This is a genomic window from Streptomyces sp. NPDC057694 (genome assembly GCF_042799415.1).
Taxonomy (GTDB): Bacteria; Actinomycetota; Actinomycetes; order Streptomycetales; family Streptomycetaceae; genus Streptomyces.
Genome location: NZ_JBHVIX010000015.1, coordinates 13,613 through 28,189 on the forward strand (window position 1 = coordinate 13,613; position 14,577 = coordinate 28,189).

Below are 14,577 nucleotides of genomic sequence, written 5' to 3' on the forward strand. Positions count from 1 at the left end.
AGGCGACTGATCCGTGTACGAAGGCGTGGTCCAGGACCTCATCGACGAGTTGGGCAGGCTGCCCGGCGTCGGTCCCAAGAGCGCGCAGCGGATCGCCTTCCACATCCTCCAGGCGGAGCCCACCGACGTCCGGCGCCTCGCGCAGGCCCTGATGGAGGTCAAGGCGAAGGTCCGCTTCTGCGCCACGTGCGGAAACGTGGCGCAGGAGGAGCTGTGCAACATCTGCCGCGACCCGCGCCGCGACCTCACGGTCATCTGCGTGGTCGAGGAGCCCAAGGATGTCGTCGCGATCGAGCGGACCCGTGAGTTCCGGGGCAAGTACCACGTGCTCGGCGGGGCGATCAGCCCCATCGAGGGCGTCGGCCCGGACGATCTGCGTATACGAGAACTTCTCGCGCGGTTGGCCGACGGGACAGTGACGGAGCTGATCCTGGCGACGGATCCGAACCTGGAGGGCGAGGCCACGGCGACGTACCTCGCCCGCATGATCAAGCCCATGGGCCTGAAGGTCACCCGCCTGGCCAGCGGCCTCCCCGTCGGGGGCGACCTGGAGTATGCGGACGAGGTCACCCTCGGCCGTGCCTTCGAGGGGAGACGACTCCTAGATGTCTGATGCCAGCCTGCACGCCACCAGCCAGGACCCGAACGACTTCGCGGTCCAGATCTCCGACCAGGTCGAGTCGTTCATCGTCGCGGTCACCGAGATCGCCAAGGGCGACGAGCCGGACTCCGCCGTGCCGTTCCTCCTCCTGGAGGTCTCCCAGCTGATGCTGGCGGGCGGCAGGCTCGGCGCGCACGAGGACATCGTCCCGGACGAGCGCTACGAGCCGGACCTCGGCCCGGAGGCCGATGTCGACGATCTGCGCGAGCGCCTGGCCCTGATGCTCGACCCGATCGACGTCTACTCCGAGGTCTTCGACCCGTACGAGCCGCGCAAGGCCCCCGTCGCGGCCCGGATCTCCGACGATCTGGCTGACGTCGTCACCGACCTGCGGCACGGCATGGCCCACTACCGCGCGGGCCGGGTGACCGAGGCCCTGTGGTGGTGGCAGTTCTCGTACTTCTCCAACTGGGGCTCGACCGCCTCGGCCACCCTGCGCGCCCTCCAGTCCCTGGTCGCCCACGTCCGCCTGAACCAGCCCCTGGCGGAGCTGGACGGCCTGGACACCGACGAGGACCTCTCCAACGAGGGGGACGCCCTGGAGGAGGAGGCAGGCCGAGTCATGGCCGAGGAGATCGCCGCCCCCCTGGGCTTGCGCACGGTCAAGTAGAGCCCCGTAAGGGGCGCGGGGAACGGCGCGAGCAACCACGACGGCGCCGCACCCGCGAGACGGCAGAACCCCCACGGCGCCGAGGCGCCCCAATGTGACCCGCCCCACGATTCCGGTTGACCCCCGGAGGGCCTGGGCATGCGCTTGTCCGAGCGGCCGGACGCCGACGGCCAGATGCCGGCCGGTGATCACTTCGTGGGCGGGACATCTCACGATGCGATATAGCCGGGGCGGAATTCGGCCGCTCGTTAAACTGAGCCGACCGCCATGCATGCGCATGCGCGGTGACAGACGGACTGAGCGAGGAGCGCACGTGGGCCTTGTCGTGCAGAAGTACGGAGGCTCCTCCGTAGCCGATGCCGAGGGCATCAAGCGGGTCGCCAAGCGCATTGTGGACGCCAAGAAGAACGGCAACCAGGTGGTTGTCGTGGTGTCCGCGATGGGCGACACGACGGATGAGTTGATCGATCTCGCAGAGCAGGTATCCCCGATCCCTGCCGGACGAGAGTTCGACATGCTGCTGACCGCCGGGGAGCGGATCTCCATGGCACTGCTGGCCATGGCGATCAAAAACCTGGGCCACGAGGCCCAGTCGTTCACGGGCAGTCAGGCCGGTGTCATCACCGACTCGGTCCACAACAAAGCCCGGATCATCGACGTCACGCCGGGCCGCATCCAGGAGTCCCTGGACAAGGGCAACATCGCGATCGTCGCCGGGTTCCAGGGTGTCTCGCAGGACAAGAAGGACATCACCACGCTCGGCCGCGGTGGCTCCGACACGACCGCGGTCGCTCTGGCCGCCGCGCTCGACGCGGAGGTCTGCGAGATCTACACGGACGTCGACGGTGTGTTCACCGCCGACCCGCGCGTCGTGAAGAAGGCGCGGAAGATCGACTGGATCTCCTTCGAGGACATGCTGGAGCTCGCCAGCTCCGGGTCGAAGGTGCTGCTCCACCGCTGCGTGGAGTACGCCCGGCGCTACAACATCCCGATCCACGTGCGGTCCAGCTTCAGCGGACTGCAGGGGACCTGGGTCAGCAACGAACCGCTCGTGAAGAAGCAAGGGGCAGAGTCCGTGGAGCAGGCGATCATCTCCGGTGTCGCGCACGACACCTCCGAGGCGAAGGTCACCGTCGTCGGCGTTCCGGACAAGCCGGGCGAGGCCGCGAAGATCTTCCGGGCCATCGCGAACGCCGAGATCAACCTCGACATGATCGTGCAGAACGTGTCGGCGGCGTCGACCGGTCTGACGGACATCTCGTTCACGCTCCCCAAGACCGAGGGCCGCAAGGCCATCGACGCCCTGGAGCGGCAGCGGGCCACCGTCGGCTTCGACTCGCTGCGCTACGACGACCAGATCGCCAAGATCTCGCTGGTGGGCGCCGGTATGAAGACGAACCCGGGTGTCACGGCCGGGTTCTTCGAGGCGCTCACCGACGCGGGCGTCAACATCGAGCTGATCTCCACCTCCGAGATCCGCATCTCGGTGGTCACGCGGGCCGACGACGTGAACGAGGCGGTGCGCGCCGTGCACTCCGCCTTCGGGCTCGACTCGGACTCCGACGAGGCCGTGGTCTACGGAGGCACCGGCCGCTGATGGGCTCTCCTCATGGGGCCGCCCCTGTGCGGCGTCCGACGCTCGCGGTCGTGGGTGCGACCGGGAGCGTCGGCGCCGTTCTGCTGCAGATCCTGTCGCAGCACGCGGACGTCTGGGGCGAGATCCGGCTCGTCGCCTCGGCGCGCTCGGCCGGGCGCAAGCTCACCGTGCGCGGCGAGGAGGTCGAGGTCGTCGCCCTGGAGGAGTCGGTCTTCGACGGGGTCGACGTCGCCATGTTCGACGTACCCGACGACGTGGCCGCCCAGTGGGCGCCGATCGCCGCGTCCAAGGGCGTGGTCGTCGTCGACAACTCCGCCGCCTTCCGGATGGACGCCGACGTGCCGCTCGTCGTCCCCGAGATCAATCCGCACGCCGCGCGCGTGCGGCCCCGCGGCATCATCGCCAACCCGAACTGCACGACCCTGTCGATGATCGTGGCCGTCGGCGCGCTGCACGCCGAGTTCGGCCTGCGCGAGCTGGTCGTCTCCTCGTACCAGGCCGTGAGCGGGGCGGGCCGCTCCGGCGTCGAGACGCTGCGCGCCCAGCTGTCGCTCGTCGCCGGTACGGAGCTGGGGACGAGCCCCGGCGACGTACGGCGGGCCGTCGGCGACGCCACCGGGCCCTTCCCGGAGCCGGTCGCGCTGAACGTCGTCCCCTGGGCCGGCTCGCTCGCCGACGACGGCTTCTCCTCCGAGGAGATGAAGGTGCGGGACGAGTCCCGCAAGATCCTCGGGCTGCCGGAGCTGAAGGTCGCCGTGACGTGCGTACGGGTGCCGGTCGTCACGACGCACTCCCTCACCGTCCACGCCCGCTTCCAGAGCGAGGTCACCGTCGACAAGGCGCGGGAGATCATCGCGACCGCGCCCGGCGTCGTGCTGTTCGACAACCCGGCCGCGGGGGAGTTCCCCACGCCCGCCGACGTGGTGGGCACCGACCCGACCTGGGTGGGGCGGGTGCGGCGCTCGCTCGACGATCCGACCGGGCTCGAACTCTTCGTGTGCGGGGACAATCTGCGCAAGGGCGCCGCGCTGAACACCGCGCAGATCGCCGAACTGGTGGCGGCGGAAATCTCCGCGAGCTGATCGCTGCCCCTATGTCGGGATATGGGGGCGCGCACCGTGTCCTGCCTGCGGGATGCCCCTTCCCATATGCGGATTCGAACATAAAATCTGTGTAGGTTCTGTGTGTGAGATTGGTCCATACCACTTGCTGCGGGGCTGTTGAGCGTTCGAAGATTCCCTCCCCACCCCGCAACCGCACGCGGGGTGGGGAGCGTCTTTAGCGGGCGTCCTCGCAGGTGTCGACCCGCAGGACGCAACAGGGGCATAGGGGAAGAGCAGGTACGCATGTCGGCATGGAGCGCGACGTCACCGGAGACGGTGACGAAGTGTGTCGCAAATGGGGCGCCGGACGCGTACAACCCTGAGGGGGGGAAGCGTGTCCAACAGGCGTGGCAGAGGTACTCGACTTCACAGCGGTACAGGCGAGAGGCACGGCGGTTCTCCGCCCACCCCTCGCACCCCTTGGCGCGCGCCGTGGCCGCGGGGGCACTCCCGGCGGCATGCCGGTGATCGCCCCCATGCCCGCGCGCATTCCGACGCAAGTGCAGGGCGCTGACGAGACGATGGCGGCCGGCACCACAGTCGATCACCTCACCGAGACGTATCGCGCCCACTACCGTTCCCTGCTCGGACTCGCGGCGCTGCTCCTCGACGACACGGCCTCCTGCGAGGACGTCGTCCAGGAGGCGTTCATCCGGGTCCACTCGGCACGCAAGCGAGTGCGCGACCCGGAGAAGACGCTCGCGTACCTGCGCCAGACCGTGGTGAACCTGTCGCGGTCCACGCTGCGCCGGCGCATCCTCGGTCTGAAGCTGCTCACCAAGCCGATGCCCGACATGGCGAGCGCGGAGGAGGGTGCGTACGACCTCCTGGAGCGCGACGCCCTCAAGAAGGCGCTCAAGGGGCTCCAGCGACGCCAGCGCGAGGTCCTCGTGCTGCGCTACTTCGCGGACATGACCGAGGCGCAGGTCGCCGAGGCGCTCGGGATATCCCTGGGTTCGGTGAAGGCCTACGGCTCCCGTGGCATCGCGGCCCTGCGCATCGCCATGGAGGCGCCGGTATGAGCGCCTCAGAGCAAGGGCAAGGCCCCGAGCCCCTCTCCGGGAAGGCCCCCCGCGGGGAGGCCGACGAGCACCACTCGCACGACGACCGACACGCTGGGAACCCAACTGTGAACGACGAACCCCGTCGTCCGGCCGATGCGGCGGCCGATGACGAGCTGGCTCTGCGGCGCATGATGCGGCAGGTCGTCGAGGAGATCGAGCCGTCGGACGCGGCGCTGGAGAAGCTGCGCCGTGCGGTACCGGCGCGCCGGGCCCGCAAGCGGCAGGCCACGGTCGGCGCGGTCGCCGCCGGGGTCTTCGTCGCGATGGCGATCCCCGCGGTGCTGCACGTGACGAGCACGGGCTCGGCGGGGGACCGGCCCTCCATCGCGGGCAACAGCACGGCCACGCACGCGGGAAAATCCGCCGGAGCCGGCGACAAGGACTCGGGCGGCTCGCCCGCGCACTCCGAGGACCACGACAAGGACGGGAAGAAGGGCAAGAAGGGCGACGGTGACAAGGGTTCGGGCGGCGGTGCCACCGCCGGCGCCGATCCCGCGTCCACGGCCGCCGCGTCCTCCCCGACCTGTGACGCGGCCGAGCTGGGCACGCCGGTGCCGACGGTCGGCCAGCCCGGCGCCGACGGCACGGTCTACGGCTCCTTCCGCGTGACCAACACGTCGACCGGCAGCTGCACGATCGACAGCCCCGGCAGCATCGTCACCCTCGCGCAGGGTGCGGCCGACCCGGCCGCGGTGAGCGTCGTCGACCACACCTCGGGCGACAGGGCGAGCGGCCTGCCCGACCCGGCGACCCAGCAGGCCCAGCTGGTCCTGGAGCCGGGCAAGGCGTACGAGGTGCGGTTCGCCTGGGTGCCGTCCACGCCGTGCTCCACCGGGGGCGACGGCGGCGGGAGCGGCGGCACCGGCGGCGGGGAGCCGTCCCCCTCGCCGTCGACGAGCGGGGACACGACGCCCACCACCGGCGACAGCTCCGCCTCCGCGCAGCTCGCCCCCCAGCTGGGGTCGGACGGCTCGGACGACGGGAGCGTGGTCGTGTCGCACACCGCGGAGCCCGGATCGCCCACGGCCGCCGCGACGATCGCGAACGCGTGCGCGGGGACCGTGTACAAGACGGGGCTGCTGCCCGCGTCCTAGGACGTGTGTCGAGCCGGGCCGGACCAGGGCCCTATGCCTGTGCCGCGCCCTGCTCGTCCGGGGCGCTCAGGCCCAGTTCGGCGTCCCTGATGGTCTCGGCCTCGCGGCGGACCAGGCGGAACCACATGAACACGACGAAGCCCGCGAAGACGAACCACTCGCCGGTGTAGCCGAGGTTCTGGAACGCCTTCAGGTCCAGGCCGCTGCCCTGCGCGGACGTGGCCGGGACCGCCGTCATGTGCGCGTCGGCCTTGTCGAGCGTGACCCAGCCGTCGTACACGTCGTACGGCACCAGGTTCACCAGCGACGCGGCACTGATCATGCCGAGCTGGCCGGAGGGCAGACCGCCCGCGGCCGTCACCCCGTTCGACCCCTGGGACTCGGACGCCTGGAGCGCGCCGGTCACCGTGACCTCGCCCGTCGGCGGGGCGGGCGCCTTGGCGGCGGACGCCGTGCCGGGCAGCCAGCCGCGGACCACCGGGAGCGCCTTGCCGGTGCCGTCGACCTTGAGCAGCGTCACGACGTAGTAGCCGTTCCGCCCGTCGAGGTCGCGGTTCGGGACGAGGAGCTGCTTGCCGTACCTGCCGGTCGCGGTGGCCCGCTTGCCGGAGGTGTCGGTGGAGACCGGGAGCAGGGAGGCGAGCGGCTCGGCCGCCGCCTTCTTGTTCGTCTCCGTCTGCTCCGTCGCGGTCCGGTGGTCCTGCACCCGGCCCTCGAAGCGGCTGAGCTGCCACGAGCCCATGTACAGGCAGAACGGAATCGCGAGGAGCACGAAGAGGTGGATCCCCAGCCAGCGGGGGGTCAGCAGGAACCGGTACACGCCTTCTACGGTACGGGTCCGATATAAAGCCACTTCCCGCGACCCCCGCCCCCGCCCCGCCGGATCGCTCAGCTCGGCAAATGGCGCCTCGCGAAGTCCAGTTCGAGGGCGACCTGCTTGATGCGCTCGTCGACGACGAGCGAGCCGTGCCCCGCCTCGTACCGGTACACCTCGTGCACCGCGTCGCGCGCCGCGAGCCGGTCCACGTAGTTGTCGATCTGGCGGATGGGGCAGCGCGGGTCGTTGAGCCCCGCCGAGACGTAGACGGGGGCCTTCACGTCGTCGACGTACGTGATCGGGGACGACGCCGTGAAGCGGTCCGGGACCTCGTCGGGCGCGCCGCCGAAGAGGGTCCGGTCGAGGGCCTTGAGGGCCTCCATCTCGTCCTCGTACGCCGCGACGTAGTCGGCGACCGGGACCGCCGCGAGGCCCACGGCCCAGGCGCCCGGCTGGGTGCCGACGCCGAGCAGGGTGAGATAGCCGCCCCAGGAGCCGCCGGCCAGGACGAGCCGGTCGGGGTCGGCGAGCCCGGAGGAGACCGCCCACTCGCGGACCGCCGCGATGTCCTCCAGCTCGATCAGGCCGACCCGGTGCTTGAGGGCGTCGGTCCACTCCCTGCCGTATCCGGTCGAGCCCCGGTAGTTGACCCGGACCACCGCGTACCCGTGGTCGACCCAGGCCGCCGGGCCCGCCGCGAAGGAGTCCGAGTCGTGCCAGGTGGGCCCGCCGTGGATCTCGAAGACGGTGGGCAGCGGGCCGCTCGCACCGGCCGGCTTCTGTACGAGGGCGTGGATGCGGCCCGCGGGGCCCTCCACCCAGACGTCCTCGACGGGGACGGACGCGGGGGCGCGCATCCCGGGCGGATCGAGGACGACCTCGCCCGTCGTGGAGCGCACCACCGGCGGCTCGGCGGCCGACGACCACAGGTACTCGACGCTGCCGTCGGGCCGGACCGTGGCGCCGGAGACGGTGCCGGGCGGGGTGTCGACCTTCGTCAGCGCGCCGGTGGCGAACTCGTAGCGCCACAGGTCGCCGCGGGCCTCGAATTCATGGGCGATGAGCAGCGCCGAGCCGTCCGGGTACCACTCCGCCGACACGTCGCCCGGCAGGTCGAGGGCGAGGTCGGTCTGGGTGCCGGAGGCGATGTCCCACACCATCGGCTCCCAGCGGCCGCGCCGCTGGTGCCCGACGAGCAGCCGGGTGTCGCCCGCCACGGGCGCGAAGCCGAGCACTTCGAGGCCCAGCTCCTTCTCGCCGCCCTCGCTGTCGTCCAGCTCCGCGACCGTCGAGCCGTCGAGCCGGACCACGCGCAGCGCGGAGTGCATGGCGTCGCCGTGCTCGGTGTGCTCGATCGCGATCAGGGTGCCGTCGTGGCTCAGGTCGCCGACGCCCGCCGACTCGCGGTGCCGGTAGATCTCGGCCGGGGTGTCGGCGCCGGGCCGGACGACGTGGATGGTCGTGCCGTCGTCGTCCGTGGACCGGCCGACGACCGCCGTGCGTCCGTCGCGGCCGATGGCGAGGCCCGCCGGATAGGAGGGGGCGAGTCCCGGTACGGCCTCGGTGTCCGCGCCGCCGGTGAAGGGCTGGCGCTGCCAGACGCCGAACTCGTCGCCGTCCTTGTCGCTGAACCACCAGATCCACTCGCCGTCGGGGGAGAGCACCCCGTCCGTCGTCCCGTTCGCCCGGTCCGTCGCCTGGCGCTGGGTGTCCGTGGCTCTGTCCCAGGCGTACAGCTCGTACGTCCCCGTCGCGTTCGACACGAACAGGGAGCGGTCCGGTGCGTCCTCGGCCCAGTCGGGCAGGGACACGCGCGGCGCCCGAAAGCGCTTCTCCCAGTCGGGCATGGACCCGTTGCTGTCACTCATGGCCCCATAGTGCCCGCCCCCACCGACACTTCGCTGGCGGGCCCCACAGCCTGTGGACAACTTTTGTCGGTACGCACTCAGAAACGTGCGCGCGGCCGGATGCGTGCCGCGCACGAAAGGGGTGGCGGGACCCGGCCGGTGCGTCCGAGGGGAACGGCCGGGTCCGCCCCGCAGGTGGCCCCGCTGTGCTGCACGCCTGCCGCCCGCCGGCCGACATGAGGGGGGGAGGGGATGAACAGCGCCGACGCAGTTCATCCGCATGTCCCATGTACGGCGACGGTGAGGGGAATCTACGCCTTTGCGCCCCATCCCGGAATACCTCGCGCATATATCTGTGCGCATCCGTGCGGCGGCGCGTGAACCAGCGCCCCGAGTGGCACGTCGGGCGCGCTCGGGTGAGGCTGACCGAGTGACCCCGGGGGTGGCGACGGGAGACGGTGAGCGATGTTCGCAGCTCTGGGCCGGTTCGTGGTGCGCAGGCCGTGGTGGGTGATCCTCGGCTGGGTCGTGGTCGCGGCGGCGGTGATCTCACTGGCGCCGAAACTGACCTCCAGCTCGGACGAGGCGAGCTTCCTGCCCGGCAGCTACGAGTCGATCAAGGCCGCCGACGTCCAGGAGACGGAGTTCCCGAAGCAGCAGAACATCGGCGCCGTCATCGTCTTCCAGCGCTCCGACGGAAAGAAGCTGACCGCCGCCGACTCCGCCGAGGTCGTCCGCGTATCCAGGGACCTGACGGCGAAGGACATCCCGCAGGTCGACGCGGTGGTCCCCGGGAAGGCCTCCCCGAACGGGCTCGTGCAGACCTCGATGGTCGCCATGCCGAAGATCACCGACCCGTCCGACACGTCCGAGCAGGACGCGGTGAAGACGCTGCGCGGCGACCTCCAGCAGCAGATCAAGGGCACCGATCTGAGCGCCGGGATCACCGGTTCCGCCGCCACCGCCCTCGACGAGTCCGAGGCGTCCGAGCGCGCGGGCCTGCTGGTCGGCGTCGGTACCGTCGTCATCATCGTCGTGCTGCTCCTGCTGATCTTCCGCAGCCCGATCATCGCGCTGCTCCCGGTCGTCCTGATCGGTCTCATCTCGCCGCTCGCGACCGGCCTGATCGCCTCCGCGAACAAGGCGTTCGACATGAAGGCGGACTCCTCGATCCAGGAATTGCTCACCGTCGTCCTGTTCGGCGTCGGCACGGACTACATCCTGTTCCTGCTGTTCCGCTACCGGGAGGCGCTGCGGGCGGGCGAGGATCCCAAGGGCGGGATGGTGCACGCCGTCGAACGGGTCGGCGAGGCCATCACGTCGGCGGCGGGCGCGGTGATCGTCGCCTTCGCGGCCCTCGCGCTCTCCACCCTCGGCATGCTCAAGTCGATGGGCCCGGCGCTGGCCATCGCCGTGTTCGTGACGCTGTGCGCGGGCCTGACGCTGGTCCCGGCGGTCGTCTCGCTGCTCGGTACGAAGGTGTTCTGGCCGTCCAAGTCGTGGCAGCGGGAGCCGACCGGTACGGGCTTCGCGAAGCTCGGCGGGGCGATCGCGCGCCGCCCCGCCGTGTGGGCACTGGTCTCCGCGCTCGTCATGGGCGTCCTGGCGCTGGGCGCCCTCGGCTACAAGGCCAACTTCGACCTCTCCACGTCGTCGCTGCCCAAGACCAAGGAGTCCATGGTCGCGCTGAACGACCTGGAGAAGGGCTTCCCCGCGGGCACCACCGACCCCACCAGCGTCTATCTGACGTCGGACTCGGACACCCCGCTGACGGTGGCGCAGACCGCCGCGTTCCGGAAGACGCTGTCCACCGTCGACGGCGTCGGTACCGTCGGCGCGGCCACCCGCAGTACGGACGGCACCGCCGCGGCGTACAGCGTGATCCTGGACGATCCGCCGGCCTCCGACACCGCCATGTCCACCGTCCGGGACGAGCTGCGGCCCGCCGCCCACGCGAGCGCGCCGGACGGGACCAAGGCGCTGGTCGGCGGCATCACCGCCGTCTACGTCGACATCAACAAGGCCGTGGACCGGGACTACTCCGTGGTCTTCCCCGTCGCCGCGCTCTGCATCATGGTCATCCTGGGCCTGCTGCTGCGCAGTCTGGTCGCGCCCTGGTACCTGATGGTGTCGGTGGCGCTGGGCTTCGGCGCGACGCTGGGCGCCACGTCGTTCCTGTTCACGCAGATCGGCAGTCAGCCGGGGCTGATGTTCATGCTCCCGGTGATCATGTACTTGTTCGTGGTCGCGCTCGGCACCGACTACAACATCCTGATGGTGTCGCGGCTGCGGGAGGAAGCCCGGGCCGGGCGGAGCCCGCACGACGCGGCCGGCACCGCCGTACGCCATTCCGGGCCGACGATCGCCTCGGCGGGCGTCATCCTGGCCGGTACCTTCGCCACGCTGATGCTTGCCGGGAACTCGACGCTCTCCCAGATGGGGTTCGCGTTGTCGTTCGGGATCGTGATCGCGGCGTTCGTGATGGCGATGGTGTTCACGCCGGCGCTGACGGCGCTGATCGGCCACGCTGCGTGGTGGCCCGGGCATGGGGATCGCCGGGGCCGGTAGCCGCGGGGCCGCGCCGCTGGGTTGTCGGTCGTCTGCGGGCCGGTGGCCGCTTCTCGCGCAGTTCCCCGCGCCCCTGAGATGCGCACTTCGTGCGCCATCTCATCAAAGGCGGCGCGCCCGCCGCCTCCGCGCCCCTGTCTCGTGTGGAGGCGCGCGGAGCGCAGCCTCAGGGGGAGGCGGCGCGAAGCGCCTGCCTCAGGGGCGCGGGGAACGGCGCGAGAAGAGGCCACCGGCCGTCAGCCGACAACGCTCCCAGGGGCGCGGGGAACTGCGCGACCAGCCACGACGAAAGCCGCGCCCGGCGGCGTAACGGCTAACCGGTGCTGCCCAGGATCTTCACCACGATGCCGGTGATGCCGGCGGCCCCGACGCCGATGAACCAGGCGGCGGCCATCAGACGACCCCGCAACACCCGATACCGCTCCTCATACTCAGCCCGCAAAGACCCGGCCCGCCGAACGGCATCCCGCCACAACTCCCGCCGCACCCCGAGATACGCCTCGCAATAGGCCCGTTGGACATCCTCCGCCTGCGTATCGGTCAGCCACGGCACCCGGTCGGTGAACGCCCGCGCCGACACCCTCGCCTCCGCCCGGGCGGCCTCAGCCATCAAGTAGCCCTCGATCTCCCGGATCACCGCGTCGCCTCCTGCCGCAGATCGAACGCCGGCGACTCCGACCGAATCCGCGGCAGAGCGACGAAGTTGTGCCGAGGCGGCGGGCACGACGTCACCCACTCCAGCGAACGCCCGTGCCCCCACGGATCGTCGACGTCGACCGGCTTCCCGTACTGCGCGGTCCGCCACACGTTGTAGAGGAACGGCAGGAACGACATGCCCAGCACGAACGAGAAGATCGTCGAGACGGTGTTGAGCCCGGTCAGCCCCTCCACCGCCAGATAGTCCGGCACCCGCCGCAGCATGCCCCGCGTCCCCAGCCAGTGCTGCACCAGGAACGTCCCGTGGAACCCCACGAACAGCGTCCAGAACGTGATCTTCCCGAGCCGCTCGTCCAGCATCTTCCCCGTGAACTTCGGCCACCAGAAGTGGAATCCGGAGAACATCGCGAAGACGACGGTCCCGAAGATCACGTAGTGGAAGTGGGCGACGACGAAGTACGTCTCCCCGACGTGGAAGTCCAGCGGCGGCGCCGCCAGGATCACCCCGGTCAGGCCGCCGAACGCGAAGGTGATCAGGAACCCCATCGCGTAGAGCATCGGCGTCTCGAAGGACAGCGAGCCCTGCCACATGGTGCCGATCCAGTTGAAGAACTTCACGCCCGTCGGCACGGCGATCAGGAACGTCATGAAGGAGAAGAAGGGGAGGAGCACCCCGCCCGTGACGTACATGTGGTGCGCCCACACGGTCACCGACAGGCCGCCGATCGCGATGGTCGCGCCGACCAGGCTCGTGTAGCCGAACATCGGTTTGCGCGAGAACACCGGAATCACCTCGGAGATGATCCCGAAGAACGGCAGCGCGATGATGTAGACCTCGGGATGCCCGAAGAACCAGAAGAGGTGCTGCCACAGCAGCGCGCCCCCGTTCGCCGCGTCGAAGACGTGCGCCCCGAACTTCCGGTCGGCCTCCAGCGCGAACAGCGCGGCCGCGAGCACCGGGAAGGCCAGCAGGACCAGTACGCCCGTCAGCAGCACGTTCCACGTGAAGATCGGCATCCGGAACATGGTCATGCCCGGCGCCCGCATGCACACGATCGTCGTGATGAAGTTGACCGAGCCGAGGATCGTGCCGAAGCCGGAGAGGGCCAGACCCATGATCCACATGTCGGCGCCGACGCCCGGCGAATGCACCGCGTCGGACAGCGGCGCGTACGCGAACCACCCGAAGTCCGCCGCCCCTTGAGGCGTCAGGAACCCGCCCACCGCGATCAGCGACCCCAGCAGGTACAGCCAGTACGCGAACATGTTCAGCCGGGGGAACGCCACGTCGGGCGCCCCGATCTGCAACGGCATGATCCAGTTCGCGAACCCGGCGAACAGCGGCGTCGCGAACATCAGCAGCATGATCGTGCCGTGCATCGTGAACGCCTGGTTGAACTGCTCGTTCGACATGATCTGCGTGCCGGGACGGGCCAGCTCCGCCCGCATGAACAGCGCGAGCACCCCGGCCAGACAGAAGAACCCGAACGCCGTGACGAGATACAGCGTGCCGATCGTCTTGTGGTCGGTCGTGGTCAGCCACCGCACCGCGGTGAAGCCCTTCAACCCTCTCGTACGTCTCATGCCCGGTACGTGTCCGGACCCGCTCCGCGCATCACCGCGCACCCCCGCCCGGAAGATCACACACCGAACCTGTGAACATCGGGGCGGAGCCGGACACCTACGGTTCATGAGCACGGACGCACCACGGGCACGGGCACGGACATGAGCGACAGCACGACGGACGACGCCTTCGCGGCGGCCTACCGCGCCCACTACTGGGCGGTCAGCCGGTTCGTCGCGCGCCGTCTGGACCCCGGGGCCGCCCACGAGGTCGAGGAGGTCGTCGCCGACGTCTTCTCCATAGCGTGGCGGCGCCGGACGGAGCTGCCGCCCGAGACGCCGCTGCCCTGGCTGTACGCCGTCGCCCGCAACTGCCTCGCCAACACCGTGCGGGGCCTGGGCCGCAGACGCCGCCTCCTCGACCGCATCGGCCACCACGAACGGGCCCACCACCGGCAGATCGTCGCCGGCCCCGACGCCGACGAGCCCGGCGCCTGGATCCACGAGGCCCTCGCCCGGCTGAACCCCGCCGACCAGGAGGCCCTGCGCCTGACCACCTGGGAGGAGCTGGGCGTCGACGAGCTGGCCGTCGCCCTGGAGTGCAGCCGCAGCGCCGCCGCGATGCGGCTGCACCGCGCTCGGCGGCGGCTGCGCGCCGAGATCGACCGGATGAACATGACCGTGACCGCAGGAGACCAAGCCCGTGACCGATGACCTGGCCCTGCTCCGCGCCGCCAACCCGGTGCGCGCCGACGATCCCCGCTACGCCGACTCCCGCCCCCTGCACCACACCGCCGAACGCGCCCTGAACCAGCTGCTCCACAGCGGCCGCCGCGCCCGCCGCACCCTCGTCCTGCGCGCCGAGGCCGCCGTCTGCGCGGTCGCTGCGCTGCTGGTCGTGGCCTTCTCCGCCGGTCTGCCGGGTGCGGGCTGAGTGTGGCTGGTCGCGCAGTTCCCCGCGCCCCTGAAGGGCGAGCTTCGCTCGCTTCAGGGGCG

At 70.6% G+C, this 14,577-nt stretch carries 13 protein-coding genes; 9 read left to right on the forward strand and 4 right to left on the reverse strand.

Going from position 1 to position 14,577, the window contains the following annotated elements; translation table 11 throughout:
- Positions 1-13 precede the first annotated feature (13 nt).
- The 6 genes from recR (at position 14) to ACFVDP_RS27895 (ending at position 6,129) form a co-directional block, all read left to right on the forward strand.
- The gene (recR, locus tag ACFVDP_RS27870) at positions 14-613 is read left to right on the forward strand and encodes a recombination mediator RecR (RefSeq protein ID WP_116511760.1); all 600 of its coding nucleotides are present in this window, start codon (positions 14-16) and stop codon (positions 611-613) included.
- A complete protein-coding gene (locus tag ACFVDP_RS27875; protein ID WP_383495210.1) occupies positions 606-1,271 on the forward strand; it encodes a DUF5063 domain-containing protein in 666 nt (221 codons plus the stop codon). The genes recR and ACFVDP_RS27875 overlap by 8 nt, the downstream gene beginning before the upstream one ends.
- Before the next feature lie 313 nt (positions 1,272-1,584).
- Positions 1,585-2,868, forward strand: coding sequence for an aspartate kinase (locus ACFVDP_RS27880; RefSeq protein ID WP_383495213.1), 1,284 nt, complete (start codon positions 1,585-1,587; stop codon positions 2,866-2,868).
- Positions 2,868-3,950: an aspartate-semialdehyde dehydrogenase gene (locus tag ACFVDP_RS27885; protein WP_383495216.1), complete on the forward strand. Its 1,083-nt coding sequence runs from the start codon at positions 2,868-2,870 to the stop codon at positions 3,948-3,950. The genes ACFVDP_RS27880 and ACFVDP_RS27885 overlap by 1 nt, the downstream gene beginning before the upstream one ends.
- Positions 3,951-4,318: 368 nt before the next feature.
- Positions 4,319-4,993, forward strand: a complete 675-nt coding sequence (locus tag ACFVDP_RS27890; RefSeq protein WP_383495219.1) for a SigE family RNA polymerase sigma factor — start codon at positions 4,319-4,321, stop codon at positions 4,991-4,993.
- A gap of 107 nt (positions 4,994-5,100) precedes the next feature.
- A complete protein-coding gene (locus tag ACFVDP_RS27895) occupies positions 5,101-6,129 on the forward strand; it encodes a hypothetical protein (protein WP_383495222.1) in 1,029 nt (342 codons plus the stop codon).
- Between the two features lie 31 nt (positions 6,130-6,160).
- Here the strand turns inward: ACFVDP_RS27895 and ACFVDP_RS27900 are convergent, their stop codons facing one another.
- Positions 6,161-6,949, reverse strand: coding sequence for an SURF1 family protein (locus ACFVDP_RS27900; RefSeq protein ID WP_383495225.1), 789 nt, complete (start codon positions 6,947-6,949; stop codon positions 6,161-6,163).
- Between the two features lie 68 nt (positions 6,950-7,017).
- The gene (locus tag ACFVDP_RS27905) at positions 7,018-8,814 is read right to left on the reverse strand and encodes a prolyl oligopeptidase family serine peptidase (RefSeq protein WP_383495229.1); all 1,797 of its coding nucleotides are present in this window, start codon (positions 8,812-8,814) and stop codon (positions 7,018-7,020) included.
- 444 nt (positions 8,815-9,258) lie between these two features.
- Between ACFVDP_RS27905 and ACFVDP_RS27910 the strand changes: the two genes are divergently transcribed.
- Positions 9,259-11,361 (forward strand): MMPL family transporter, encoded by a 2,103-nt coding sequence (locus ACFVDP_RS27910; protein ID WP_383495232.1) that lies wholly within the window; start codon positions 9,259-9,261, stop codon positions 11,359-11,361.
- Positions 11,362-11,674: 313 nt separating this feature from the next.
- Here the strand turns inward: ACFVDP_RS27910 and ACFVDP_RS27915 are convergent, their stop codons facing one another.
- On the reverse strand, positions 11,675-11,998 hold the full coding sequence (locus ACFVDP_RS27915) for a hypothetical protein (RefSeq protein WP_383495235.1): 324 nt from the start codon (positions 11,996-11,998) through the stop codon (positions 11,675-11,677).
- Positions 11,995-13,602, reverse strand: coding sequence for a cytochrome c oxidase subunit I (ctaD, locus tag ACFVDP_RS27920; RefSeq protein ID WP_383495237.1), 1,608 nt, complete (start codon positions 13,600-13,602; stop codon positions 11,995-11,997). The genes ACFVDP_RS27915 and ctaD overlap by 4 nt, the downstream gene beginning before the upstream one ends.
- 141 nt (positions 13,603-13,743) lie before the next feature.
- Here ctaD and ACFVDP_RS27925 point away from each other — a divergent pair, with 141 nt between their 5' ends.
- Together ACFVDP_RS27925 and ACFVDP_RS27930 are read left to right on the forward strand one after the other, a co-directional pair.
- Positions 13,744-14,295, forward strand: coding sequence for an RNA polymerase sigma factor (locus ACFVDP_RS27925; protein ID WP_383495240.1), 552 nt, complete (start codon positions 13,744-13,746; stop codon positions 14,293-14,295).
- A complete protein-coding gene (locus ACFVDP_RS27930) occupies positions 14,285-14,515 on the forward strand; it encodes a hypothetical protein (protein ID WP_383495243.1) in 231 nt (76 codons plus the stop codon). Before ACFVDP_RS27925 ends, ACFVDP_RS27930 begins: the two co-directional genes overlap by 11 nt.
- The last annotated feature ends 62 nt before the right edge of the window (positions 14,516-14,577 follow it).